We start from the raw sequence: 24293 nt of genomic DNA, 5'->3' as shown, positions 1-24293 counted from the left end.
CACGGCGGACCCGGCCCCCATCCCGACCTTCCCCCGCAAGCGGGGGAAGGAGCCCAAGGCATGCCGCTGCGGTCCCCGCGCGAAATCCCGACGATGTACTGCGCCGGCAACGAAAAAGCCCGCCTTGCGGCGGGCCTCTCCGGGTCTGGAAAGCAGAAACCCGCCTTGCGGCGGGTTTCCGTGGACCCCCGCTTTCGCGGGGATGACGCAATTGTTGCCGCGCCGGAGGCGCGGACAACTGCGTCACTTGATCTTGCCTTCCTTGTAGATCACGTGCTTGCGGACGACGGGATCGTACTTCTTGATCTCCATCTTGCCGGGGGTGTTCTTCTTGTTCTTGTCCGTGGTGTAGAAGTGGCCGGTGTTGGCCGACGAAATCAGACGGATCTTGTCGCGCTTGCTTGCCATGTTCTACTCCTTAGACCTTCTCGCCGCGCTTGCGCAGGTCGGCGAGCACGGCGTCGATGCCGTTCTTGTCGATGGTGCGCAAGGCAGCCGCGGAAACGCGCAACTTCACCCAGCGGTTTTCGCTGGCGACCCAGAACCGGCGTTCGTGCAGGTTGGGCATGAAGCGGCGGCGGGTTTTGTTCATCGCGTGCGACACGTTGTTGCCGGTCGTCGTACGCTTGCCAGTGACTTGGCAGACTCGGGACATTGCACACCTCGGATTGTCATGGTGCCCCCCTTGGCCAGGAAGGCGGCGGCCCCGGCGGGCACGGCGCAAGGCCATGCCTGCCACGCGTTGCGGGTCAGGCTCGCTGGTGCGGAGGCGGGCGGAAGGTCGCGTGTCCGGCCGCTCCGGGCCCGGAACACGAAGGGTCCGGGCGCAGCGAGCCGGGCATTATGCCCGCTGCCGGGGCTGTGGACAAGGCGTGCGTGGCGCCCGCTCGCGGACCGGGCTGGACTGGCTGGCTCAGGGGCCCGGCGCGGCGCCGGCCGCGACCGGCAGGCGCACGACGACCAGCCCCGGATCGTCCGGATCGGACTGCATGGCGAAGCCCAGCTGCGTGCACATCGCCAGCATGCCGCGGTTCTGCCGCAGCACCTGGCCTTCGACCTCCTCCAGCCCCAGCCAGCCGGCGACCTCGATCATGATCGTCATCAGCTGGCGGCCCAGGCCCTGGCCCTTGAGGTCGGAGCGCACCAGGATCCCGTACTCGCCGGCCCGGTAGTTGGCGTCGGCGTGCAGGCGCACCGCGCCCAGCATCGCGCCGGACTGGTCCAGCGCCAGCAGCGCGATCGAACGCGCGTAGTCCATCTGGGTGAGCCGGGCGATGAACTCGTGGCTGAAATGCTTCACCGACTGGAAGAAGCGCAGCCGCAGGTCCTCGTCGGTGACGTGGGTGAAGAACTCGCGGAACAGCTCATCGTCCTCGGGCCGCACCGGGCGCACGAAGGCGGGCTGGCCGCTGTCCAGGGTGATCGTGCGCTCCCACTCGCTGGGGTAGGGGAAGATCGCGAAGCGCGGATGGCCGCGGCCCCGGTGCAGCGCCTGCACCGGGCCGACCAGGATCCGCGCATCGACTGCGACCGCGCCGTCGGCATCGGCCAGCAGCGGGTTCAGGCTCATCTGCCGGATCTCCGGCACGTCGGCGGCCAGCTGCGCCAGCTTCACCAGCGCCAGCGCGACCGCGCGCTCGTCGGCGGCGGGCTGGTTGCGGTGCGCCTTGAGCCGTCGCGCCACGCGGGTGCGCCCGATCAGCTCGTGGGCCAGGCGCAGGTCCAGCGGCGGCAGCGCCAGCGCCAGGTCGTCGACCACGCGCACCGCGGTGCCGCCGCGGCCGAACACGATCACCGGGCCGAACACCGGGTCGTCCGCGATCGCGGCGATGAGTTCGCGCGCCTGCGGCCGATCGACCATCGCCTGCACGGTGACGCCGCGGATGCGCGCATCGGGCCGGCGTTCGCGCGCCAGCCGCAGCACGTCGGCGGCGGCGTCGCGCACGGACTGGGCGCTGCCCCGGTTCAGGCGCACGCCATCGACCACGGTCTTGTGGGGGATGTCGGGCGAATCGATCTTCACCGCGACCGCGCGGCCGGCTGCGAGCAGCGGCATGGCGGCCTCGACCGCGCCTTCGGGATCGGAGGCGGCCAGCGGCGCCTCGTATGACAGGCCGTAGGCGGCGAGGATGTGCGCGGTCGCCTGGGGATCGAGTTGGACCTCCCCGCGAGCCACCGCGGCCTGCACCAGTGCGCGTGCGGTCGTCGCATCGACGGTGAAACCGGCCGGCAGGCTGGGCGGGGTTTCCATCAGCGCCTGCTGCGCCTCGCGGTAGTGCACCAGGTGCATGAAGCCGTGCACGGCCTCGGTTTCGGTGGCGTAGCTGGGCACGTGCGCGGCGTGCAATACCGCGCGCGCGGCCGGATCGTTGGACAGCCATACCGCGAACACCGGCTTGCGCGCGGCCGCGCCACGGCGCTGCGCCAGCACGCCAGCCAGTGCCTGCGCCGATTCGGTGGGCGCGGAAAACGCGGTCGGCACGTTCACCACCAGCAGCGCGTCGTTGCCGGGGTCAGCCAGCAGCGCTTCGACCGCGGCTGCATAGCGCGCGCCGTCGGCGTCGACCACGATGTCGACCGGGTTCTCCCCCGACCAGCCGCCCGGCAGCAGACCCTCCAGGGTCTGCACCGTATCGTCGGCCAGCGTCGCCAGGGTGCCGCCCATCTGCTGCAGCTGCTGCGCGGCCAGCACGCCCACGCCGCCGCCGTTGCCCAGGATCGCGAGGCGCCGGCCGGGGAAGGTGCGCAGCGTGCCGAGCGTCTCGGCGGCGGCGAACAGGTCGTCGAGCGCGTCGACCTGGAGCAGGCCGGCACGGCGGAACGCGGCCGCGTGCACCGCCGCCGACGGCGCCAGCGCGCGCATCCCGATCTCGGCAATGCTCTGCGGCGGCTGCGGCCGCGCCGACTTCACCACCACGACCGGCTTGGCGCGTGCCGCCGCGCGCGCGGCCGACATGAACTTGCGGGCATCGCCAACGTGCTCGACGTAGAGCAGGATCGAGCGCGTGTGCGGATCGGTGGCGAGGTAGTCGAGCAGGTCGGCGAAGTCCACGTCCAGCGCGTCGCCCAGCGACACCACTTTCGAAAAACCCACCGAGCGCGCCGTGCCCCATTCGATCAGCGCCGCAGCGATCGCGCTGGACTCGGACACCAGCGCCAGTTCGCCCGGCTGCGGCGTGCTGGCGGCGATGCTGGCGTTGAGTCCGGCGTGGGTGGAGACGATGCCCAGGCAGTGCGGCCCGAGGATGCGCATGCCGCGCGGGCGCGCGGCGCGATCGATGCGCGCGTGGAAGGCCTCGCGGCCGGGGCCGAGTTCGGCGGTGAGCAGCACGGCCGCGCCGACGCCGAGCGCTGCGGCCTCCTCGACCAGCTCCGGCACCACCGCGGGCGGCGCGGTGATGATGGCCAGGTCGGGCACCCAGCCCAGGTCGCGCAGGCGGCGCACGGTGGCGATGCCGTCGATCTCGCGGTGGCGCGGCGTGACCCAGCCGATCCTGCCCGCATAGCCGGATGCGGCGAGGTTGCGCACCACCGCGCGCCCGGCCGAGCGATCGCGCGGACTTCCGCCGACGACCGCGACCGAGGCCGGGGCAAACACCGAATCCAGGCGCCAGGTACTCATGGATCGACAGTATCGCCCAGCCCATTGCCCGGGCATGACGGCGCGTCGGGACAGCCGAAGCGCTGGACCTCTCGCACGCCATCCCGGCGCACGTCGGTCGGGCGGTGTCCTCCCAAAAGGAGATCGCGACAAGCACCTGTCATTTCGACCGGAGGGAGAAATCTGCTGTCCCCGCCGCCGGATTTCTCACTTCGGTCGAAATGACAAGCCGGCCTCGCGCATCCGCCTGGCCGCGGCGAACGGGGTCGCATGCGCGCCCACGCACTACCGGCTGCGCAGCCGCTCCAGCACGCCGTCCAGCGCGTCCAGGTTGGCGTAGTGGATCACCAGCTTGCCCTTGTTGGCGCGGCCGTTGTGGATGCTGACCTTGGCGCCGAGCGCCTCGGACAGTTCGTTCTCCAGGGTGGAGATGTCGGGGGCAGCGGCCTTGCCGGTGGACTTCTTCTTCGACGAACCGGGCAGCTTGCCGGCGGCGAACTGCGCCGCGCGGTGCTCCACCTCGCGCACCGACCAGCCGTGTTCGGCGGCCTCGTTGGCCAGCTTCACCGCCAGCTCCGGCGCCAGCGTCAGCAGCGCGCGCGCATGGCCCATCTCCAGCCGCCGCGCCTCCACCAGGACGCGGATCGCTGCGGGCAGTTCCAGCAGGCGCAGCAGGTTGGACACCGCCGCGCGCGAGCGGCCGACGGCGCCGGCGGCGGCGGCGTGGGTGAGGTCGAACTCGTCGATCAGCCGCTGCAGCGCCTGCGCCTCTTCCAGCGGGTTGAGGTCCTCGCGCTGGATGTTCTCGATCAGCGCCATCGCGATGACGGTGCGGTCGTCGACCTCGCGCACCACCGCCGGGATCTCGGCCAGGCCCGCTTCCTTGGCGGCGCGCCAGCGGCGTTCGCCGGCGATGATCTCGTAGGTGCGATCGGGCAGGGCGCGCACCACGATCGGCTGGATCACGCCCTGGGCCTTGATCGACTCGGCCAGCTCGGTGAGCTTGCCCGCATCCCACTGTCGGCGTGGCTGGTACTTGCCGGCACGCAGCGCGTCGACCGGCAGCGTGCGCAGCGTGTCGTTCTCGGTGGCCTCGAGCTTCGGCGCCTCGGCCGCGCCCTTGGGGCCGAGCAGGGCTTCCAGGCCCCGGCCGAGGCCGCGTTTCTTGGCGGGCGCTGGCTTGGCGGTGCTCATGCCGGGGTCTCCGTCACATCCGGTTCCTTCTGCGGGGTCTGGCGGGCGGCCTGCTCGCGTTCGCGCCGGCGACGCTCCACCTCGCCGGCCAGGCCAAGGTAGGCGATACCGCCGCGCGAGCTGCGGTCGTAGCCGATGATGCTCTGGCCGTGGCTCGGCGCTTCGGCCAGGCGCACGTTGCGCGGCACGATGGTGCGGAACACCTTGTCGCCGAAATGCTGGACCAGTTCGGCCGACACCGCGTTGGCCAGGTTGTTGCGCACGTCGAACATGGTGCGCAGCACGCCTTCGATCTCGAGCTGCGGGTTGAGCCGCGCCTTGAGCGCGTCGATCGTCTCCAGCAGCGCGCTCAATCCTTCCAGCGCGTAGTACTCGCACTGCATCGGCACCAGCACCGAGTCGGCCGCGGTCAGCGCGTTGAGGGTGAGCAGCGACAGCGCCGGCGGGCAGTCGACGATGATGTAGTCGTAGCGCGGGCGCAGCGGTTCGAGCGCGCGCTTGAGGCGCTGCTCGCGGCCGTCCTCGTCCATCAGCTCGATCTCGGCCGCGGTCAGGTCGCTGTTGCCCGGCAGCAGGTCGTAGCCTTCGGCGGTCTCGACGATCGCATCCTCGGCGTGCAACTCCTCGAGCAGCACGTCGCAGGTGGACGCGTGCAGGTCGCGCTTGTCGATGCCGCTGCCCATGGTCGCGTTGCCCTGGGCGTCGAGGTCGATCAGCAGCACCCGCCTGGGCGTGGCCGCGAGTGCGGCCGCCAGGTTGACCGCGGTGGTGGTCTTGCCGACGCCGCCCTTCTGGTTGGCGATGGCGATGATGCGGGCCATGGGTCCGGGTGCCTTTGGTTGCGGCGGGGAGTTGGCCGCAGGGCGCGGCCCGGACGGGGGATTATGCCGCGCCGCGGCCCAATGCGGCGCGTCGATGCCAAACCCGCCGCCGCGGGCGCCGTTCCCGGACGTACCGCGCGCTTTTCCGTTCCGACAGGCGCCACGGGCAGCCGCCGGCCTCAGTCCTGCCGTTCGACCACCACCAGGTGGCGTTCGGCCGCCAGCCCCGGCACCTGCAGCGGATGGACCGCCTGCGCCCGCCAGCCGGCGGGCAGGGCGGCGATCTCCGCGTCCGGGCGTACGCCCTTCATCGCCAGCAGGCGGCCGCCGGGGGCCAGCAGGTGGCCGCCCACGGCGAGGATGTCGGCCAGCGTGGCCAGCGCGCGCGCAGTGATCGCGGCATACCCGCCGGCTTCGTCCAGCGCCTCGGCGCGGCTCTCGGCCACCCGCGCATTGCCCAGTCGCAGCGTCCGCACCGCTTCGCGCAGGAAGCGCGCCTTCTTGCCGCTGGACTCGACCAGGGTCACCTGCAGGGCCGGAAACGCGAGCGCCAGCGGGATGCCGGGCAGGCCGGGCCCCGTGCCGAGGTCGGCCAGGGTGTCGATGCCGGCCACGTGCTGGTGCATCGCCAGCGAATCGAGCAGGTGCAGGGTGACCATCTGCCGCGGCTCGCGGATCGCGGTGAGGTTGTAGGTCGCGTTCCAGCGCTGCAGCAGGGTCAGGTAGTCGAGCAGCGGCGCGGCCAGCGCCTGGTCCAGGCCGAGCGTGGCGAGCCCGGCTTCGAGTTCGGCGCGCAGCGCCGGGGCGTTGGGATCGGTCATGCCGCCATTGTAGGAGCGGCTTCAGTCGCGATGCCCTTGCCTCCCGATTCCCGATTCCCGATTCCGGATCCACAGCCAAGGCTTTCGCGGCTGAAGCCGCTCCTACAATTGTGGGCGCCAGGCCAGGGTGGCCAGGTAGTCGGGGACGGGGCTGAACGCGTGCAGGCGCCAGTCGTCCGGCGCGCCCAGGGCCGGATCGCAGGCGCTCAACCGCCAGCCCTCGCCGTCGCGGCTGAACTCCAGCCGCTCCAGACCGAAGGCGATGCCGCGGCCATGGGCCTTGAGCACCGCCTCCTTGGCGCACCACAGGCGCACGAACCAGCGCTCGGCCTGGTCGTGCGGCAGGGCGGCCAGCGCGTCGGCCTCGCCGGCGGTGAAGAAACGCCGCGCCAGGGTCATCGCGTTCGGGCGCGGTCGCAGCCATTCGATGTCGGCGCCCACGCGCGCGCCCTGGGCCAGCGCCACCAGCAGGCGCTCGCCGCTGTGGCTCCAGTTGGCGTCATGGTCGAGCGCCGACGGCGCCAGCTGCGGCCGGCCGTGCGCGTCGCGGTGCAGGCCCAGCGTGGCTTCGGGCGTCGCAAGCGCCTGCGCCAGCCAGCGCCGCGCCTGCGGCTCGGCCGGCGTGCCGCGGCGATAGGGGAACCAGGCGCAGCGGACCGGGCCGATGGCGAGGCTGTGTTCGATGCTGGACATGCGGAAAGGCGCGGGTTCTTCGTCGAAACGACGCGCCAGCGTAAGCTAGGCGGCGTGGCGGCGTGAACGGAACCGCCGGTCCAGGCGCATGGCGGCAGTCATCCAGCACAGCACACAGCCGGTTTCGACGGGCGCTCCGCTGCCGGCAGGCGCGGACGCGCAGTGCTTTGCCTTCGATGCGGCTGGCGCCACCACGCGGGCGCGGTTCGCAGCCCATGTGCGCGCGCTGGCCGCGCGCCTGCCCGATGCCGGGCATGCGGTGAACCTGTGCGAGGACCGCTACCGTTTCCTGGTCGCATTCTGCGCGGTCGCCGTGCGCGGCCAGGTCAACCTGCTGCCATCCAGCCGCACACCTGCGGCGATCGACGAGGTGCGCGCGCAGTATCCCGACAGCTACTGCATCGGCGACGGCGATGCCTGCGGCTGCGTGGTGGGGCTGCAGCCGGACGCGCACTTCGTGACCTTGCCGCTCGAACTGCCCGCGCTCGACGGCGCGCCGCTGCAGGTCGATGACGCGGCCGTCGTCGCGATCGGCTTCACTTCCGGCAGCACCGGCCGGCCCACGCCCAACGCCAAGACGATGGGCTCGTTTCGCACCAGCACCGCGCAGAACCTCGCCGCGCTGGCCAGCCTGTGGCCGCCGGGCGCAGCGCCCAGCGTGGTGGCGACCGTGCCGCCGCAGCACATGTACGGCGTGGAGCTGTCGGTGATGCTGCCGCTGCTCAGCGCTGCCGCCGTGCATCGCGGCCGTCCGTTCTTCCCCGACGACATCGCCCGTGCGCTGGCCGAGGCGGAGGCGCCGCGCCTGCTGGTGAGCACGCCGGTGCACCTGCGTGCGCTGCTCGAGTCCGGCGTGTCGCTGCCGCCGCTGGCCGGCATCGTCACCGCGACTGCGCCGCTGGGCCAGGAACTGGCGGCCGAGGCCGAGGCGCGCTTCGGCTGCGAGGTGCGCGAGACCTTCGGTTCCACCGAGACCTGCATCTTCGCCTTCCGCCGCACGGCCCGCGACGTGGCCTGGACGCCGTATCCCGGCGTGCGGCTGCAGCCGTGCCCGGACGGCACCCTGGTGTCGGCGGCGCATCTTGCGCAGCCGGTACTGTTGGCCGACCTGGTCGAACTGCAGGCGGACGGCGGCTTCGTGCTGCGTGGCCGCCAGGCCGACCTGCTCGAGATCGCCGGCAAGCGTGCGTCGCTGGCCGACCTCACCCGGCGCCTGCTGGCCGTGCCGGGCGTGCGGGATGGCGCGATGTTCCAGCTCGAGGCCGGTGCCGGCGGCGTGCGCCGCATCGCTGCGGTCTTCGTCAGCGAGACGCTTGACGAGGCCGCGGTGCGCGAGGCGCTGCGGCACGGCATCGATCCGGTCTTCCTGCCGCGGCCACTGCGCCGCGTCGCCACCCTGCCGCGCAACGAGACCGGCAAGCTGCCGCGCGCGGCGCTGCTGGCGTTGCTGCACTGCGGCGAAGCCTAGTCCGGCGAAAGGCCGGCAAGCCGCGCGCCACTCGCGTGCGGCGGGAAATCCCGCAGCAGCGGGACTGGTTGATCCCGCTGTCCCGGTGCAGGGCGTATTCACCGCGTTGACATGCATTGACTGCGGCCTTGCTCGCGCAGCACGGTCGCGCTGCGCGGAATGCACCGCGATCATCCGCCGCTGGATTCGTGCGTCATGCCGCTGGGGGCGGCGGCATCCGCGAGATATCGCCGCCCGCGCGGCGCGCATCCACTGACATGGCCCTCACGATCCCGCTGCCAGCATGGCTCGCACTCCGAACAGGAGTCCCACACCTTTACCGGGAGACAGGTATGAACATCATCATCTGGCTGATCGTCGGCGGCATCGTCGGCTGGCTGGCGAGCATCATCATGAAGCGCGATGGCCAGCAGGGCATCCTGCTCAACATCGTCGTCGGCATCGTCGGCGCCCTGATCGGTGGCTGGTTGATCGGCCCGTGGCTCGGCGCCGGTTCGATCAACGCCGGCATCACGGTTATGAGCTTCGTCGTCTCGCTGATCGGCGCGGTGATCCTGCTCGCGATCATCAACCTGTTCCGCCGAGGTAGCGTCCGCTGACGCGACCACGTCACGCACGGACGCACTGAAGGCCCGGCTATCGCCGGGCCTTCTTTTTGTCCGCGTTCCGGTTCCAACCCGGCCCGTGTCGCCGCTCCCTGGCCGCACTCGTCTTCGCGTCACGACCGCATCGCTGAACTGCCGCCGACCCGTCCCGGCCGCCTTCACCGGGGTTTGCAGTCCGACCATCCAGCATGCGCACTCCTACGCAAATGTCAGGAATCCAACATGTCCAAGCGAGCCGTTTTCCGTCCCACCGCCCTTGCCATGGCGGCCACGATGCTTGTTGCGGGCCTGCCGGCGATGGCGCAGGACGCGCTGACGGCCGCCGAAGTGCGCGCCAAGCTCGAGGTGCAGGGCTATACCAATGTCAATGACGTGGAGTTCGAGGACGGTGTCTGGACCGCCGACGCGCGCAGCGCCGACGGCAACCGCGTCGACCTGTCGATCGATCCGAAGACCGGCGAGGTCTATCCCGACGAGCAGGTGGCAACCCAGGGTGAGGCCGACATCGAGGCCAAGCTCACGGCCGCCGGCTACGCCAATGTGCATGACATCAAGTTCGACGACGGCGTCTGGAAGGCCGAGGCCGAGGATGCGCAGGGCAAGGATGTGGAGCTGCGCCTCGACCCGGACACGGGCAAGGTGATCGGCAAGGTGCGCGACTGAGCCTGATGCAATGGCGACGGCACGCCCGCGGGCGTGCCGTTGGCGTTATCGAACCGGCCAGTTGCACCTCGCGCGCGGCCGGGTGGTTCCATGCACCGCGAGGTCGACGGATCCTCTACCCGCGTTGCCGGCCTTGACCGGCGCGCCCGGCCGGTGCAGCGTCGACACCCCAACGCGCAACGGCAGAACCCATGGCATCGGCCACGCAGGAACTCGAACGCTTCGTCCATGACGCGCTGGCCGCAGGCGCCTCGCGCCAGGAGGTCGAAGCCACGCTCATCTCTGCCGGCTGGCCGGCCGAGCAGATCCGTGCCCCGCTTGCGGCTTGGGCCGATGTCCCTTTTGCCGTGCCCGTGCCCAGGCCGCGCCCGTACCTGTCCGCGCGCGATGCCTTCCAGTACCTGGTGCTGTTCACCACGCTGTACCTGTCGGCCTGGCACCTGGGCAGCCTGCTGTTCGACCTGATCGAGATCCTGCTGCCCGATTCTGCCGACCCTGCCTACCGCGTGCAGGGTCTGCAACGCTCGATGCGCTGGTCGGTGGCCACGCTCGTGGTGGCGTTCCCGGTGTTCGCATTCACCGCGCATCGCATTGGCCGAGAGCTCGGGCGCGACGCGTCCAGGCGCCTGTCGGCGGTGCGCCGCTGGCTGACGTATCTGACCTTGTTCATCGCCGCCGCGGTGCTGATCGGCGACCTGATCACCCTGGTCTACAACGTGCTTGGCGGAGAGCTGAGCCTGCGCTTCGGACTCAAGGTGCTGGTCGCCGCGCTGATCGCCGGCGCGATCTTCGCGTGGTATCTGGGCGACCTGCGTCGTGAGGAGCGCGACGCATGATCCGGGCCGATGGACGTGCCCTGGTCGCCGTTGCCGCGGTGGTGATCGTCGCCACCGTGGCGGCTGCGCTGATGGTGGGCGGATCGCCCGCGCAGCAGCGCGATGCGCGGATGGACGCGCGGCGCGTGCAGGACCTGCAGCGCATCGAGGCGGCAGTGCAGGCCTACGCGCGCCAGCACGACGCGTTGCCCGACGCCTTGGATGGACTCGATCAGGCGACCGACCACAGCCTGTCGCTGGTCGAGCCGGACACGGGAACCGGTTACGGCTATGGAATCGAAGGGGCCGAACGCTACCGCCTCTGCGCGGTGTTCATCACCGACAGCCGCGGCGGGCGCCACGGACGTGGCGATCAGGTTGCCGAAGGCTGGCAACACCCCGCGGGCCCGCACTGCTTCCAGCGGCGTCTGGCCGCACGGTCGCCAGCTGCCGACGCGCGCTGAGCGAACTTGCGCCGCACTCAGCCGGCGAGCGTGACCCACGCCGGCGCGTGGTCGCTGGGCCGTTCCCAGGTGCGCGGCTCGCGGTCGACGCCCGACTCCACCGCTTGCGCACGCAGCGCGTCCGAGACCAGGGTCAGGTCGATGCGCAGGCCGAGGTTGCGGCGGAACGCCGCCTGCCGGTAGTCCCACCAGCTGAAGATGCCGGCCTCGTCGCTGTGCAGGCGGAAGGCATCGTGCAGCCCCAGCGCCTGCAGCCGCGCCAGCGCCGCGCGCTCGGCGGTCGAAGTCAGGATGTGGTGCTCGTTCCAGACGGCGGGGTCATGCACGTCGCGCGCATCCGGCGCGATGTTGAAATCGCCCAGCACCACCATCCGCGGATGTCGCTGCAGCTCGTCGGCCAGCCATCCGTGCACCGCGTCCAGCCAGCGCAGCTTGTAGGCGTACTTGTCCGTGCCCACGTCCTGGCCGTTGACCACGTACAGGTTGACGATGCGCACGTCGCCCACGGTTGCCGCGATCACCCGCTGCTGCTCGTCCTCGAAGCCGGGGATACCGTACTGCACCTCGCCGAGCGTGCGCTCGCGGGCCAGGATCGCCACGCCGTTGTAGGTCTTCTGCCCGCAGAACACGCTGCGGTAGCCCAGCGCGGCCAGCGCATCATCGGGAAAGCGCGCATCGTCGATCTTGGTTTCCTGCAGGCCCACCACGTCCGGCGCGAACGACTTCAGCCACTGCGTGAGGTGCGGCAGGCGCACGTTGAGCGAATTGACGTTCCAGCTGGCGATGCGCATTTCGACGATATCCGTCCGACCACCGCTGATTATGCCGGTTCGCGCGCTGGCTACTGGATTCCCGCGACCGCTGCCCCGTCGCGCAGCAGTTGCTCGACATCGGATTCCTCCAGCGGCGGGCCCAGCAGGAAGCCCTGGCCGTCGTCGCAGGCCAGCGCGCTCAGTTCGGCGAGCTGCCCGGCGTCTTCGATCCCGGCGCCGACCACGCTCATGCCCAGGCCGTGGGCGGTGGCGATCACGGCGGCCACGACTTCACGCTGGCGCAGGTCGGTGAAGCGCCCGAGCTTGACCACGCTGACCGGGATCCTGGGCAGCCGCGCCAGCGAGGTCACCGAGGCGCCGAAATCGTCCACCGCCAGTTCGACGCCGACGCGACCGAGCTCGTCCAGCGCTGCCGCGACCCGGGCGTCGTCGTGGATCAGCTCGCGCTCGCTGATCTCCAGGCGCAGCGATGATGGCGCGACGCCATGCGCCTTCAGCGCGGCGCGGACCTGATTGGCGAACCCCGCCGCCCGCAGCTGGCTGCCGGAGACATTGACCGCCATTTTCAGCGGCGCCGGGTCGGCGCGCAGGCCAGGACCCTGCGACCAGGCCGCCAGGCGGCTGCATGCGGTGTCGAGCACCCAGGCGCCGATCAGCCCCATCAGCCCCATGCGCTCGGCGGTGGCGAGGAAGTCGCCCGGCAGCAGGGTGCCGCGGGTCGGGTGCCGCCAGCGCAGCAGCGCCTCGAAGCCGAGCACGCGCTGGTCCGCGAGCGAGAGCAGCGGCTGGTAGGCGAGGGCGAGCTGGCCGCGGCCGAGCGCGTGCTGCAGGTTGGTCTCGAAGCGCAGCTGGTCGCCGACCTCGCCGTCGGCGCTGGGGTCGAACATGTAGAAGCCGTTGCGACCCTGCTGCTTGACCCGGTACATGGCGGTATCGGCGTCACGCAGCAGGTCGCTCGCCCGCGTCGTCGCGTCACGGGTGGCGGCTACGCCAACGCTGGCCGACAGGCGCACCTGCAGTCCCGAGGCCAGGTCGAACGGTTCCGCCAGGGCGCGTACGATCCTGCCGGCGATCGCGCGCACGTTGCGGTCGGTGTTCACGTTCTCGCACAGCACCACGAACTCGTCGCCGCCCAGCCGGGCCACGGTGTCCTCGCGGCGCGCCAGCTTGTACAGCCGCCGCCCCAGTTCGACCAGGACCTCGTCGCCCACCTCGTGCCCGTAGGAATCGTTGACCGCCTTGAAGTGGTCGATGTCGACGAAGATGAGGGCAACATGCCCCGGCACCCGGGAGATGCGCAGCAGCGACTGGCCCAGCCGGTCCATCAGCAGGTAGCGGTTGGCCAGGCCCGTCACCGGGTCGTGCAGGGCCTGGTGGGCGAGCGCCCGCTCGGCCAGCTTGCCCACGGTGACGTCGCGGGTGGAGCTGAGCACGCCGATGACGGCGCCGGACAGATCCGTCTCGGGCGACAGGGTGCTGTGGAACCAGCCCTCCCCGCCGTCGGGCATGATCATCGAAAACTCGAATTCGCCCGGCGTTCCCGTGTTCAGCACCTGGCGCAGTGCCGCTTCCCAGCCCGCGGTCGCCTCCGTGTCGGGCCCGATTTCGCGGTCGGTGCGGCCGACCAGTTCCGCGAGTGGCCTGCCGCGCAGGCGCTCGCCGGCGGGGTTGATGTAGCGGTAGCGAAGGTCCGGTGCGTACTGGGCGATCGCGTCGGAGGATCCATTGAGCACCGAGCGCAGCTGCGCCTCGACGCGTGCGAGCCCGGCATTGGCGGCAGCCGACCGCTCGGCCAGCCGCTCCATCGCCTGTTCGGCGACGACCCGCCGGGTGATGTCGCGCGAGATGCCGAAGGTGCCGATGATCGTGCCGTCGAGGTCGCGCAGCGGGAACTTGCTGGTAGCCACCCAGCGCGTGGGCCTGTCGACGAAGCTCTCGCGCTCTTCCTGGTTCACCATCGGCACGCCGGTGCGGATGATGCGCTGCTCGTCGGCAAGCGCGGCGGCGGCGTGCACTTCGTCGAACAGGTCGAAGTCGGTGAGCAGGTATATCTGTGCCTGCGTGTAGCCGTGCAGTTCGGCCATGCCCAGGCTGACCCGGATGAAGCGGCTCTGCAGGTCCTTGAAATAGATGACCTCGTCACCTGCATCGAGCAGGTTGCTGATCCAGACCTGGTCCATCGGCTGCCCATCGGGCGCAGGTGGAAACGGCGGTGGCGGGCCGGGGAGGTCGTGCGGGCTCATCGTCCCGGCTGCCGTTGTGGGTGCCCCGCGGGGACCAGTCGCGCCGCCCGCCGGCCAGGAGCGCACGGCCGCGACTTGGCGAACGCATACCGCAACTGGTCCGGCGGCGGGTATCCGTGGACTGCAGGCATCCGGGACTGGCGGCGCATGGCCATGCTCATGGAATCGCGATGTTGGCGGGCGGGGTGTCTCGCTTCTGTAACGGCGGTGTGCGTTGTTCCTGAAGGGCGCGCGCTGCCGGCGGACGTTTGCAGTCCCGGTCCTGCCGCGCCCTGACGGCTCAGGCGAGCCCGCGCGCCTGCAGGATCCGCCACACCGCGGTCCTGGCGTCGAAGTCGAACCGGGGCAGGTTGAGCGGGTGCAGGTCGGTCAGCAGCAGCGAGCGCCAGTAGCGCTGTACCTGTCGTGGCAGCGCCGGCCAGCGTGCCTCTGCCGGCGCGACGGCGTCGGGCGTGATGCCGCGCAGCCACGCTACGACCGCAGCCGCATTGCCACCCGCTGCCCGCTGTTCGGGGCGCGTGGCGTGCAGCAGGCGCGCCACCAGGCCTTCATAGGCCAGTCCCGGCACCGAGGTGGCCTCGAGGCTGGCTGGCGCCAGCGCCGCCGACGCATCCTCCACGCCCGGCAGGCCGTCGTGCCAGCACCGGTACAGCCTTCGCATGCCGATCAGCCAGGGCGCGGGCGCGACCGCAGCCGTTGGCGCCACGACCGCGATGCAGGGCAGGCGCTGTCCGGTCATGGCCAGCTGCGCGGCGACGCCCTCGCCCGCCCCGCAGACCAGCATCAGGTTGCAGCGCGTGGCGATGTTGAGGGCGGCCAGGTGCGGGGCCAGCTCACGCCAGGTGATCCGCTCGGTCTGGCCGTCGTGGCTCGGACCTTCCACGCCGTCCGCGTCGCAGCGGGCGTCCAGGTGCAGGATCGGGCTGGCCCTGGCGTCGCGCGCGAACCAGGTGGCGGCCTTGATCGCGGCGACCAGGTCGTTCCTGCCGCGACACGCGACCAGGCGTGACCAGCCCGGATAGCGCGCCTGCAGCCACTGCCGCAGCGCCGTCCCGGGCCTGGGCCCGTCGTCGCTGCGCCACTCCACGATCCAGACCCCGGTCGTTGCGAGCGGCTGCAGCGGCGGCGGCCGCGGCAGGCTGTCGCGCAGTTCGATCTCTGCATCGTCCAGCTCACGCGGGAGCGGCGCGTCCATGGCTCAACGCACCAGGAAATCGATGAGCCGGGCCACCCGTGCATACGGCGGCCTGAGCAGGTCGCTGCCGGCGCGGCGCGGCTGCCACAGCACCGGCAGCTGCTTGCCCATCGCGTCGAAACCGGCGCGGCCGTGGTAGGCGCCCATGCCGCTGGCGCCGATGCCGCCAAAGGGCAGGGCGTCGATGCCGAAATGGACCAGGGTGTCGTTGACGGTGACGCCGCCGGCCAGGGTGGCGCGCAGGATCTTCTCGACGCTGGTGCGCTCTTCGCTGAAGAGATACAGCGCCAGTGGCCGTTCGCGCGCGTTGACGAAGGCGATGGCGGCATCGAGCGAATCCACGCGCACGATCGGCAGGATCGGGCCGAAGATCTCCTCGCGCATCAGCGGCGCGTCCGCATCCGGATCCAGCACCAGGGTCGGCGCGAACAGGCGCTGCGAAGCGTCGTGTGCATCGGCCAGCGCCAGCACCTGCAGGCCCCGCGCGCGGGCGTCGTCGAGGTAGGCCTGCAGGCGCGCGAACTGGGCGTCGTTGATGATGCGGCTGTAGTCGTCGGTGTCACGGAAGTCGCCGTAGCGCGCAGCCACTTCCACGCGCAGCGCCTGCACCAGCGTGTCGCGTCGCGCGGCATTGCCCACCAGCAGCACGTAGTCGGGCGCGATGCAGGTCTGGCCGGCGTTGAACCACTTGCCGGTGGCCAGCCGCGCGGCCACGCGCTCGATGGAGATGTCGGCGCACACGATCGCCGGCGACTTGCCGCCCAGTTCCAGCGTCAGCGGCGTCAGGTTGGGCGCGGCGGCCGCCATCACCTTGCGCCCGACCGCGGTCGAGCCGGTGAACACCAGGTGGTCCAGCGGCAGCGCGGCGAAGGCGGCGGCGAGGTCGGCATTGCCGGTGGCCACGGCGACGCGGTCGGCCGGGAACACGTCGGCCAGCAGCGAACGCAGGAAGGCCGCGCTGCGCGGGGTGTGTTCGGAGGGCTTGAGGAAGACGTGGTTGCCGGCGGCGATCGCGGTGGCGAGCGGGATCAGGGCCAGGTTGACCGGGTAGTTCCAGGGCGAGATCACGCCGACCACGCCCACCGGCTCGCTGCGCAGCTGCGCGCGCGCCGGCCAGAAGCGCCAGCCCACGGCCACCCGGCGCGGGCGCATCCAGCCACGCAGGTGGCGGCGCAGGTGGTCGATCCCGGCCAGCACGGTCGCGCCGTCGGCCACCAGCGACTCATGCCGCGAGCGGTGGCCGAAGTCGGCGGCGATCGCATCGGCCATTTCCGGCAGCCGCGCCCGCAGCGCGGCGCGCAGGCGCGAGAGGTCGCCGCGACGCTGGTCCAGGTCCGGCTTCGCGTCCTGCCAGGCGCTGCGCAGTCGCGCGAGGGTCGGGGCCAGCTCGGCGAGCGGCGTGTCGGTGTCGGCTTCCATGCGCGGCAGTGTAGTCGCGGCGGCGCGCGCGCCCTGCCCTACAATGGCGCCCATGACATCCCGCCTGCGCCCCTACCGCGGCCGCCTGCCCCAGTTGGGCGAGCGCGTTTTCGTCGACCCCTCCGCCCAGGTCATCGGCGACGTGGTGCTGGGCGACGACGTCTCGATCTGGCCGATGGCCGTGGTCCGCGGCGACGTCAACTTCATCCGCATCGGCGCGCGCAGCAACCTGCAGGACGGGGTGGTGGTGCACGTCAGCCACGACGGCCCGCACCTGAAGGACGGCGGCTTCGCCACCGTGATCGGCGAGGACGTCACCATCGGCCACCGGGCGATCATCCACGCCTGCCGCATCGAGGACGCCTGCCTGATCGGCATGGGCGCGGTGGTGATGGACGGGGCGGTGGTGAAGAAGCACGGTTTCGTCGGTGCCAACGCCCTGGTCTCGCCGGGCAAGGTGGTCGGCGAGGGCGAGCTGTGGCTGGGCAATCCGGCGCGGCTGGTGCGCAAGCTCGACGACGCGCAGATCGAAGGCCTGTACTACAGCGCGCAGCACTACGTGCGGCTCAAGGACGACTACCTGCTTGACGCCGCCTCCCTCTGAGCGGGGCGCTCGCGTACAGTAGCCCCGTGCACGGGGAGCAGCGCAAACAGGGGCCCATGGGGCTGGACGCAGGGAAGCGCGTGCCGGGCCCGGCCGCGTGCGCGGTGTCGACCGGCTGATGCTCGATACGGTCCGCGAAATCCACACGCCCGAGGGCGTCGCGCTGCGCCTGCCTGCCGCCGGCCCGGTGCCGCGCGCATTCGCCTGGCTGATCGACCTGGTGATCCGCTTCTGCCTGGTGCTGCTGTCCGCGACGGTGTTCGTGATGCTCGGGCGCTTCGGCACCGGCGTCTACCTGGTGCTGCTGTTCCTGGTGGTCTGGGCCTACCCGGTCGTGTTCGAGGCGATGTGGCACGGGCAGACGCCGGGCAAGCGCGCGATGGGCCTGCGCGTGGTGTCGGCCGATGGCGCGCCGGTGGGCTGGATGGCCTCGTTCGTGCGCAACCTGATGCGCACCGTCGACATGCTGCCGCTGGGCTATGCGTTCGGCCTGGCCTCCAGCCTGGTCGATCCCTGGAGCCGGCGCCTGGGCGACATCGTGGCGCGCACGATGGTGGTGCATGCGCCGCGCCGCGGTGCCAGCGCCGCCCTGCCGCCCGCAAATGCTGTTGCCCCCGCCGTGCCGCTGCTGCCCGACGAGCAGGCCGCGCTGATCGCGTTCGCCGAGCGTGCGCATACGCTCACCCCGCAGCGGCAGGAAGAGCTTGCGGGCATCGCCGCGCCGCTCACGGGCATGGCTGGCGAGGCCGGCGTGTGGCGACTGTCGGCCATCGCGCAGTGGCTGCTGGGGCGGCGCGCATGAGGCAGGAAGCCTTCGTCGCCCGCCACGAGCAGGAGTGGCGCGGATTCGAACGCTGGCTGGACACGCGCGGCGCGGCGCGGCGCGTGGACGGCGTGCCGCGCGACGAGGAAGTGCCCACGCGCTACCGGCGCCTGTGCCAGCAGCTGGCGCTGGCGCGCAGGCGCGGCTACAGCCCGCAGGTGACCGAGCACCTGCAGGCGCTGATGCAGCGCGGCCACGACGTGCTCTACCGCGCACCGCCACCGGCCTGGCGGCGCGCGCTGCGCTTCCTGGTCGCAGACTTTCCGCGCCTGGTCCGCGCCCAGCGCGGCTGCCTGTGGCTGGCGGCGGTGCTGTTCGTGGTGCCGGGCGTGGCGCTGTTCCTCGCGGTACAGCAGTGGCCGGAGCTGGCCCACAGCGTGTTCGATCCGCAGCAGCTGGCCAGGTTCGAGGCGATGTACGACCCGGCCGACAGCCGCCACCGGATTGGCCGCGAGAGCGGCAGCGACATGGCCATGTTCGGCTACTACATCTACAACAACGTCAGCATCGGCTTCCGCACCTTCGCCACGGGCCTGCTGGCGGGCGTGGGCACCGCGTTCGTGCTGGTGTTCAACGGCGTGGTGCTGGGCGTGGTCGCCGGCCACCTGCAGGCGATCGGGCACGGCGATCCGTTCTGGCGCTTCGTGGCCGGGCATTCGGCGCCGGAGTTGAGCGCGATCGTGATCGCGGGCGCAGGCGGCCTGCGCCTGGGCCTGGCCCTGCTGGCGCCGGGACGGCTGCGCCGCGTCGACGCGCTGGCCGAGGCGGGGCGGGTCGGCGCGCGGCTGTGCCTGGGGATCCTGGCGATGCTGGTGTTCGCGGCCTTCGTCGAGGCGTTCTGGTCGTCGACCGGATCAATCCCGGCGCCGCTGAAGTTTGGCGTGGGCGCGCTGCTGTGGGCGCTGGTGCTGGGCTGGCTGGCGCTGGGTGGGCGCGGCAATGACGCGCTGGCGCGACACGGCCGCGCCGTCATGCCGAGCGATCAGGGGATGCCGGTGTCCCGCCATGGATTGCAGCGGCGGGACGGCAAGGAACCACACCGTGCGCCTTGACCAGGTCCGCGTCGAACTGCGCCCGCGCTCGCCCTGGGAGGCGATGGAGCTGGGCAATGCGCTGGTGCGACGCCACGCACGGGCGATCTGGCGGCCGTGGGCGATCGCGACCCTGCCGGTGTTCGCCCTGCTCAACGCGGCAGCCTGGGCGATGGATGTGCTGTGGCTGGCGGCGCTGGCGATGTGGTGGCTGCTGCCGCTGTTCGACCGCATCGTGCTGTTCGTGCTGTCGCGCGCGGTGTTTGGCGATGCGCCCACGACGCGCCAGACCCTGGCCGCGCAGCGCAGCGGCAGCTGGCGCGGCATCGGCGCGCGCCTGGGCTGGCGCCGGCCCAGCCCGTGGCGCTCGATCGCGATGCCGGTGGAACTGCTGGAGGGCGGCCCCGGACAGGTGCTGGCAGGCCGGCGCGCGGTGATCGTCGACGGCATCCAGGGCCATGGATTGCTGCTGGCCGGCGCCTGCCTGCTGTTCGTCGCCGTGCTGGTGTTCTCGCTGCTGTCGCTGGTGCTGATGTTCGTGCCCGAACAACTGCTGTCCGAATCTGCGCGCGCCATGTGGACGCTGGTTACCCGGGATCCGCCGCGCGCCGCGCAGCTGGCGTTCAACGCCGCGCTGTGGATCGCGATCTCGGCGGTGGAGCCCTTCCACATCGGCGCCGGCTTCGGCCTGTACCTCAACCGCCGGGTGCGGATCGAGGCCTGGGACATCGAGATCGTGCTGCGCCGGATGCGCGCGCGCCTGGCCCAGGCCGCGCTGCTCCTGCTGGCGGTGGCGGCGCTGCCGCTGCTGGCGCCGCAGGCGCAGGCGCAGGTCGGGCACGGCCTGCAGGAGCAGCGCGAGCTGGCCAGGCAGCGCGCCAGCGCCAGGGCGGACGCGGATGAGGAACAGCGCACGCCCGCGGCGACGCTGGCGCGCGTGTTTGGCGAGGACGCGGTGGTCGACCATGCGCCGTTCCGGCAGGCGGTCAAGCGCGCCTACGAGGATCCACTGCTGGACCGCAGCCGCACCCGGCTGGTCTGGCAGAAGCGGCAGGAGGACACGCCCCCACCACAGCGTCCGATGCCGCCCTGGCTGCGCAAGGCGGGGCAACTGCTCGCCGTGGCCGCCGAGTTCGGCCTGTGGATCGTGCTGGGCCTGGTGGTGCTCACCCTGGCGCTGACCGCGCGGCGCTGGCTGCCGTGGATGCGCGGCTTTGGCGCGACGCGGACGCCGGACAGCGACGTCACCGTCAGCGCCGCGCCCGAACCTGATCTGCTGCCCGACGACCTCGCCGGGCAGGCCCGCCGCCTGTGGCGCGAAGGCCGGCCGCGACGCGCGCTGGCGCTGCTCTACCGCGGCAGCGTCGAGGCGATGGCCGCGCGCATCGGCAGCGCGCTGGTGCCGGGCGCGACCGAGGCCCAGTGCCTGCGCGCCTCGCGCGGCATGCCCGAGCCGGCCGATCGCGAAGCGTTTGCGCGCATCGTGCGGGTCTGGCAGCTGGCGGCCTACGCGCAGCGGCTGCCGCGCGATGAAGAGTTCGAGTCGCTGCTGGGCGAGCTGTCACTGCGCTTCGGGTGGGCCCCATGAGCCGGCTGCGCCCGTTCGGGCTGCTGGCGCTCGCCGTTGCGGCCATGGCGCTGCTGGCGGCGTGGTGGAACCACAGCTACCACCGGGTGCCGGAAACGCGCGCGCTGCCGCCCGCGGGCGAGGCCGCGTACAACCCGCTGTACGCGCTGAAGCTGGCGCTGCGCGCGGACGGTGTCGATGCGCAGTCGCGGCAGCGGCTGGACCTGGCCAACCATCGCCCCGGCCGACGCGACACCGTGGTCCTGCTGGGCGATCCACGCACGCTGGCGACGCGCGACATCGACGCATTGCTCGACTGGGTGGACGCCGGCGGCCACCTGCTGGTCACCACGCCGCGCGCCGCGCGCGGGTCGGCGATGCGCGCGCCCGAGCTGCTGGAGCGGCTCGGGCTGGAGCTGCAGGCCGGACGCAGCCGCTGCGAGGCGCTGCACGTGCCTGGGCAGGAACGGCACATCGAGTTCTGCAACGGCACCCGCTTCACCCCGCGCGTGGATCCACAAGCTTCCTGGGGCGATTTCGAGGCCGGCTTCGTGCATGCGCGGCTGGCACGCGGCGAAGGGCTGGTCGACGTGCTCGCGCAGGCCGACTTCATGGAAAACCAGGGCCTGCGCGAAGTGCCGCACCTGGCCCTGACCCGGCAGCTGCTGGCGCCCAACTACGGCCATGGCCGCATCCACCTGGTGTATGCGGCCGACGTGCCGCCGCTGTGGCGGCTGTTGCTGGAACGCGCGTGGATGGCGTGGCTGCCGCTGCTGCTGGCGCTGCTGGCCTGGCTGTGGATGCGCGTGCAGCGCGTTGGCCCGGCGCTGCCGCCGCCACCGGCGGAACGGCGTTCGCTGCTCGAACACGTGCAGGCCAGCGGCGAGCACCTGCGTCGCCACGGCCTGTCCTCGCTGCTGCATGGCGCCATGCGCGACGCCTTCCTGGCGCGGCTGCGGCGCCGCGACCCGCTCGCCGCCGCGCTCGAAGGCGTGGCCCAGGCCGAGGCCATCGCCGCGCGCACCGGCCTGCCCGCGCCGGACATCGAACACGCCCTGCGTTCCCCGCGTCCGCGCGATGCCGGCGACTTCCGCCTGCGCGTGGCCCGACTCGTCGAAATGAGAAAACGACTATGACCGAAACCCACTTCCCGCCCGCGCCGATCACCGGCGATGCCCTGGTCGAGCGCGTCGCGCGCGTGCGCGACGAGGTATCGAAAGCCTTCATCGGCCAGGCCGAGGTGCTCGACCAGATCCTGGTCGCGCTGCTGGCCGGTGGCCACGTGCTGATCGAGGGCGTGCCCGGCCTGGGCAAGACGCTGCTGGTGCGGGCGCTGGCGCGCGCGCTCGGCTGCGGCCATGCGCGCGTCCAGTTCACCCCCGACCTGATGCCCAGCGACGTCAGCGGGCACGCGGTGTGGGACGCGCGCAGCGAGACCTTCAGCATGCGCCGCGGCCCGATCTTCACCAACCTGCTGCTGGCCGACGAGATCAACCGCGCGCCGGCCAAGACCCAGTCGGCGCTGCTGGAGGCGATGCAGGAGCAGCAGGTCACGATCGAGGGCCAGAGCTTCGCGCTGCCGCCGCCGTTCATGACGCTCGCCACGCAGAACCCGGTCGAGCAGGAGGGCACCTATCCGCTGCCCGAGGCGCAGCTCGACCGCTTCCTGCTCAAGGTGCTGATCGACTATCCCGCGCACGCCGACGAGGTGGCGATGGTGACCGCGATCAGCCACGACCGCGTCGCCGCAGGTTTCGACCTCGATCAGGTGGCGCAGGTGCTCGACGCCGATGGCATCGTCGCGCTGCAGCAGGGCACCGCTGCGACCACGCTCGATCCGGCGGTGATCGACTACGCGGTGCGCATCGCCGCAGCCACGCGCAACTGGCCGGGCATCGCGCTCGGCGCCGGCCCGCGCGGCAGCCTGGCGCTGGTGCGCACTGCGCGCGCGCAGGCGGTGCTGTCGGGCCGCGATTTCGTCACCCCCGACGACGTGCGCGAGATCGCGCTGCCGGCGCTGCGCCACCGCATCGCGCTGGCGCCGGAGCTGCAGATCGAGGGCCAGGACGCTGACCAGGTGCTGCGCGCGCTGCTGGCCAGGGTGGATGCGCCGCGCAAGTGAGCTCCGTACCTGCCAACGCGGGGCCCGTCCGCCGCCGTTTCCTGCCGCGGCCCGCGTCGCCCCTGGTCGTGGCCGCCGTGGCCTGGGGGCTGCTGGGCGTGGCCGCCAGCATTGGCTGGTTGGCCGCCGCCGCCTGGACGCTGGCCGGCGCCACGCTGGCGCTGTTGGTTGCGCTCGACCTCATCGCGCTGCTGCGCACGCCGCTGCCGGACGTGGCGCGACAGGTCCCCGAGGCGCTGGCGCTGGGCGTGGAGCGCGAGGTCCGTCTGGAGCTCGAACCCGGTGCGCGCGGCGTGCGCGTGGACGTGCACGACCTGCATCCGGGTGGTTGGCAGGTCGAAGGACTGCCGCGCCGGCTGAAGCTGTCGCCGGGCAGCGTGTCGGGTTTCGACTACCGGCTGCGCCCCGATGCGCGCGGCAGCTTCGCCTTCGACGGCGTGCACGTGCTGATGCATTCGCCGCTGCGGCTGTGGCGCCAGCTGTGCCTGGCCGGCGCGTCGCAGCGGGTGCGCGTATTCCCCAACTTCGCGCCGCTGACGAAGTTCGCCCTGGTCAGCGCCGAGCAGGCCTCGCGGCTGATGGGCGCGCACGTCAAGCGTCGCCGCGGCGAAGGCACCGACTTCCACCAGATGCGCGAGTACCGCGTTGGCGACAGCCTGCGCCAGATCGACTGGAAGGCCACTTCGCGCGCGCGCAAGCTCATCTCGCGCGAGTACCAGGACGAGAAGAACCAGCAGCTGGTGGTCGTGCTCGACACCGGCCGCCGCATGCTGGCGCGCGATCCTGCCCTCGAGAAGGCTGGCGGCGCGCTGGCGCACTTCGATCACGCGCTCGACGCCTCGCTGCTGGTCGCCTACCTGGCGCTGCGCCAGGGCGATGCGGTCGGCCTGCTGGCCATCGGCGGTGAGCGCCGCTGGGTGCCGCCGCGGCGCGGCATGGCCGCCATCGACACCCTGCTGCGCGCCAGCTACGACCTCGAGCCCGAGCCGGTCGCCACCGACTACCTCGCCGCCGCCACCGAACTCTCGCTGCGCCAGCGCCGCCGCGCCCTGCTGATGCTGGTGACCAACCTGCGCGACGAGGACATCGAGGACGTGCTGGCCGCGGTGCGCATGCTGCAGAAGCGGCATCTCGTGGTGGTGGCCTCGCTGCGCGAACGCGCGCTCGACGAGGTGCTTGACCAAGACGTGCACGACCTGCAGGCCGCGGTGCGCGCAGGCGCCACCGCTCGCTACCTGGCCCAGCGCGCCGCCGCCCACGACGCCCTGCGCCGCCACCGCGTGCAGGTCCTCGACGTCACCGCCGAACAGCTGCCGGCGGCGCTGGTGGAGCGCTACCTGGCGATCAAGCGGGAGGGGTTGTTGTAGGGCG

23 protein-coding genes are annotated in these 24293 nt (G+C 71.9%); 12 read left to right on the top strand and 11 right to left on the bottom strand.

From position 1 onward, the window contains the following. Positions 1-243 precede the first annotated feature (243 nt). From rpmG to ACW5DW_RS11245, 7 genes are all read right to left on the bottom strand, one after another. Positions 244-408 (bottom strand): 50S ribosomal protein L33, encoded by a 165-nt coding sequence (gene rpmG, locus ACW5DW_RS11275; RefSeq protein WP_027070918.1) that lies wholly within the window; start codon positions 406-408, stop codon positions 244-246. A gap of 10 nt (positions 409-418) precedes the next feature. After that, the gene (gene rpmB / locus ACW5DW_RS11270) at positions 419-655 is read right to left on the bottom strand and encodes a 50S ribosomal protein L28 (protein WP_149103333.1); all 237 of its coding nucleotides are present in this window, start codon (positions 653-655) and stop codon (positions 419-421) included. Positions 656-913: 258 nt separating this feature from the next. Further along, positions 914-3622, bottom strand: a complete 2709-nt coding sequence (locus ACW5DW_RS11265) for a bifunctional acetate--CoA ligase family protein/GNAT family N-acetyltransferase (protein ID WP_457018954.1) — start codon at positions 3620-3622, stop codon at positions 914-916. Between the two features lie 264 nt (positions 3623-3886). Further along, a complete protein-coding gene (locus ACW5DW_RS11260; RefSeq protein WP_457018953.1) occupies positions 3887-4795 on the bottom strand; it encodes a ParB/RepB/Spo0J family partition protein in 909 nt (302 codons plus the stop codon). Then, on the bottom strand, positions 4792-5616 hold the full coding sequence (locus ACW5DW_RS11255; RefSeq protein ID WP_457018952.1) for a ParA family protein: 825 nt from the start codon (positions 5614-5616) through the stop codon (positions 4792-4794). Before ACW5DW_RS11255 ends, ACW5DW_RS11260 begins: the two co-directional genes overlap by 4 nt. A gap of 179 nt (positions 5617-5795) precedes the next feature. Continuing rightward, positions 5796-6437: a 16S rRNA (guanine(527)-N(7))-methyltransferase RsmG gene (gene rsmG / locus ACW5DW_RS11250; protein ID WP_457018951.1), complete on the bottom strand. Its 642-nt coding sequence runs from the start codon at positions 6435-6437 to the stop codon at positions 5796-5798. Positions 6438-6539: 102 nt separating this feature from the next. Further along, positions 6540-7130 carry a 4'-phosphopantetheinyl transferase family protein gene (locus tag ACW5DW_RS11245; protein WP_457018950.1) on the bottom strand — a complete coding sequence of 197 codons (591 nt, stop codon included), beginning with the start codon at positions 7128-7130 and terminating at the stop codon, positions 6540-6542. An 88-nt stretch (positions 7131-7218) separates the two neighbouring features. Here ACW5DW_RS11245 and ACW5DW_RS11240 point away from each other — a divergent pair, with 88 nt between their 5' ends. The 5 genes from ACW5DW_RS11240 to ACW5DW_RS11220 all read left to right on the top strand — a co-directional run bounded on the left by ACW5DW_RS11240 (position 7219) and on the right by ACW5DW_RS11220 (position 11145). Continuing rightward, positions 7219-8598: an AMP-binding protein gene (locus ACW5DW_RS11240; protein WP_457018949.1), complete on the top strand. Its 1380-nt coding sequence runs from the start codon at positions 7219-7221 to the stop codon at positions 8596-8598. A 332-nt stretch (positions 8599-8930) separates the two neighbouring features. Continuing rightward, positions 8931-9197, top strand: a complete 267-nt coding sequence (locus tag ACW5DW_RS11235; RefSeq protein WP_457018948.1) for a GlsB/YeaQ/YmgE family stress response membrane protein — start codon at positions 8931-8933, stop codon at positions 9195-9197. A gap of 228 nt (positions 9198-9425) precedes the next feature. Next, positions 9426-9866, top strand: coding sequence for a PepSY domain-containing protein (locus ACW5DW_RS11230; RefSeq protein ID WP_457018947.1), 441 nt, complete (start codon positions 9426-9428; stop codon positions 9864-9866). A 191-nt stretch (positions 9867-10057) separates the two neighbouring features. Then, positions 10058-10702, top strand: a complete 645-nt coding sequence (locus ACW5DW_RS11225; RefSeq protein ID WP_457018946.1) for a DUF5671 domain-containing protein — start codon at positions 10058-10060, stop codon at positions 10700-10702. Next, a complete protein-coding gene (locus ACW5DW_RS11220; protein ID WP_457018945.1) occupies positions 10699-11145 on the top strand; it encodes a hypothetical protein in 447 nt (148 codons plus the stop codon). Before ACW5DW_RS11225 ends, ACW5DW_RS11220 begins: the two co-directional genes overlap by 4 nt. A gap of 17 nt (positions 11146-11162) precedes the next feature. Here the strand turns inward: ACW5DW_RS11220 and xth are convergent, their stop codons facing one another. From xth to ACW5DW_RS11200, 4 genes are all read right to left on the bottom strand, one after another. Then, positions 11163-11936, bottom strand: coding sequence for an exodeoxyribonuclease III (gene xth / locus ACW5DW_RS11215; protein ID WP_457018944.1), 774 nt, complete (start codon positions 11934-11936; stop codon positions 11163-11165). Between the two features lie 50 nt (positions 11937-11986). Then, positions 11987-14098, bottom strand: coding sequence for a putative bifunctional diguanylate cyclase/phosphodiesterase (locus ACW5DW_RS11210; RefSeq protein ID WP_457018943.1), 2112 nt, complete (start codon positions 14096-14098; stop codon positions 11987-11989). Between the two features lie 343 nt (positions 14099-14441). Then, positions 14442-15356 (bottom strand): hypothetical protein, encoded by a 915-nt coding sequence (locus ACW5DW_RS11205; RefSeq protein ID WP_457018942.1) that lies wholly within the window; start codon positions 15354-15356, stop codon positions 14442-14444. Between the two features lie 3 nt (positions 15357-15359). After that, positions 15360-16775: an aldehyde dehydrogenase family protein gene (locus ACW5DW_RS11200; RefSeq protein WP_457018941.1), complete on the bottom strand. Its 1416-nt coding sequence runs from the start codon at positions 16773-16775 to the stop codon at positions 15360-15362. A gap of 52 nt (positions 16776-16827) precedes the next feature. Here ACW5DW_RS11200 and ACW5DW_RS11195 point away from each other — a divergent pair, with 52 nt between their 5' ends. The 7 genes from ACW5DW_RS11195 to ACW5DW_RS11165 all read left to right on the top strand — a co-directional run bounded on the left by ACW5DW_RS11195 (position 16828) and on the right by ACW5DW_RS11165 (position 24289). Then, positions 16828-17379, top strand: a complete 552-nt coding sequence (locus tag ACW5DW_RS11195; RefSeq protein ID WP_457018940.1) for a gamma carbonic anhydrase family protein — start codon at positions 16828-16830, stop codon at positions 17377-17379. A gap of 118 nt (positions 17380-17497) precedes the next feature. After that, complete coding sequence (locus tag ACW5DW_RS11190; RefSeq protein ID WP_457018939.1) at positions 17498-18181, top strand: RDD family protein; 684 nt, start codon at positions 17498-17500, stop codon at positions 18179-18181. Beyond that, positions 18178-19254 carry a stage II sporulation protein M gene (locus ACW5DW_RS11185; protein WP_457018938.1) on the top strand — a complete coding sequence of 359 codons (1077 nt, stop codon included), beginning with the start codon at positions 18178-18180 and terminating at the stop codon, positions 19252-19254. The genes ACW5DW_RS11190 and ACW5DW_RS11185 overlap by 4 nt, the downstream gene beginning before the upstream one ends. Beyond that, positions 19244-20821, top strand: a complete 1578-nt coding sequence (locus ACW5DW_RS11180) for a DUF4129 domain-containing protein (RefSeq protein WP_457018937.1) — start codon at positions 19244-19246, stop codon at positions 20819-20821. The genes ACW5DW_RS11185 and ACW5DW_RS11180 overlap by 11 nt, the downstream gene beginning before the upstream one ends. Continuing rightward, on the top strand, positions 20818-21936 hold the full coding sequence (locus tag ACW5DW_RS11175; protein WP_457018936.1) for a DUF4350 domain-containing protein: 1119 nt from the start codon (positions 20818-20820) through the stop codon (positions 21934-21936). The genes ACW5DW_RS11180 and ACW5DW_RS11175 overlap by 4 nt, the downstream gene beginning before the upstream one ends. Continuing rightward, the gene (locus ACW5DW_RS11170) at positions 21933-22922 is read left to right on the top strand and encodes an AAA family ATPase (RefSeq protein ID WP_457018935.1); all 990 of its coding nucleotides are present in this window, start codon (positions 21933-21935) and stop codon (positions 22920-22922) included. Before ACW5DW_RS11175 ends, ACW5DW_RS11170 begins: the two co-directional genes overlap by 4 nt. Further along, complete coding sequence (locus tag ACW5DW_RS11165; RefSeq protein WP_457018934.1) at positions 22919-24289, top strand: DUF58 domain-containing protein; 1371 nt, start codon at positions 22919-22921, stop codon at positions 24287-24289. Before ACW5DW_RS11170 ends, ACW5DW_RS11165 begins: the two co-directional genes overlap by 4 nt. The last annotated feature ends 4 nt before the right edge of the window (positions 24290-24293 follow it).

Source organism: Luteimonas sp. A482 (assembly GCF_054072655.1).
The sequence above is the reverse complement of the archived record's forward strand: the minus strand, read 5'-3'. Positions and strand labels throughout refer to the sequence as shown.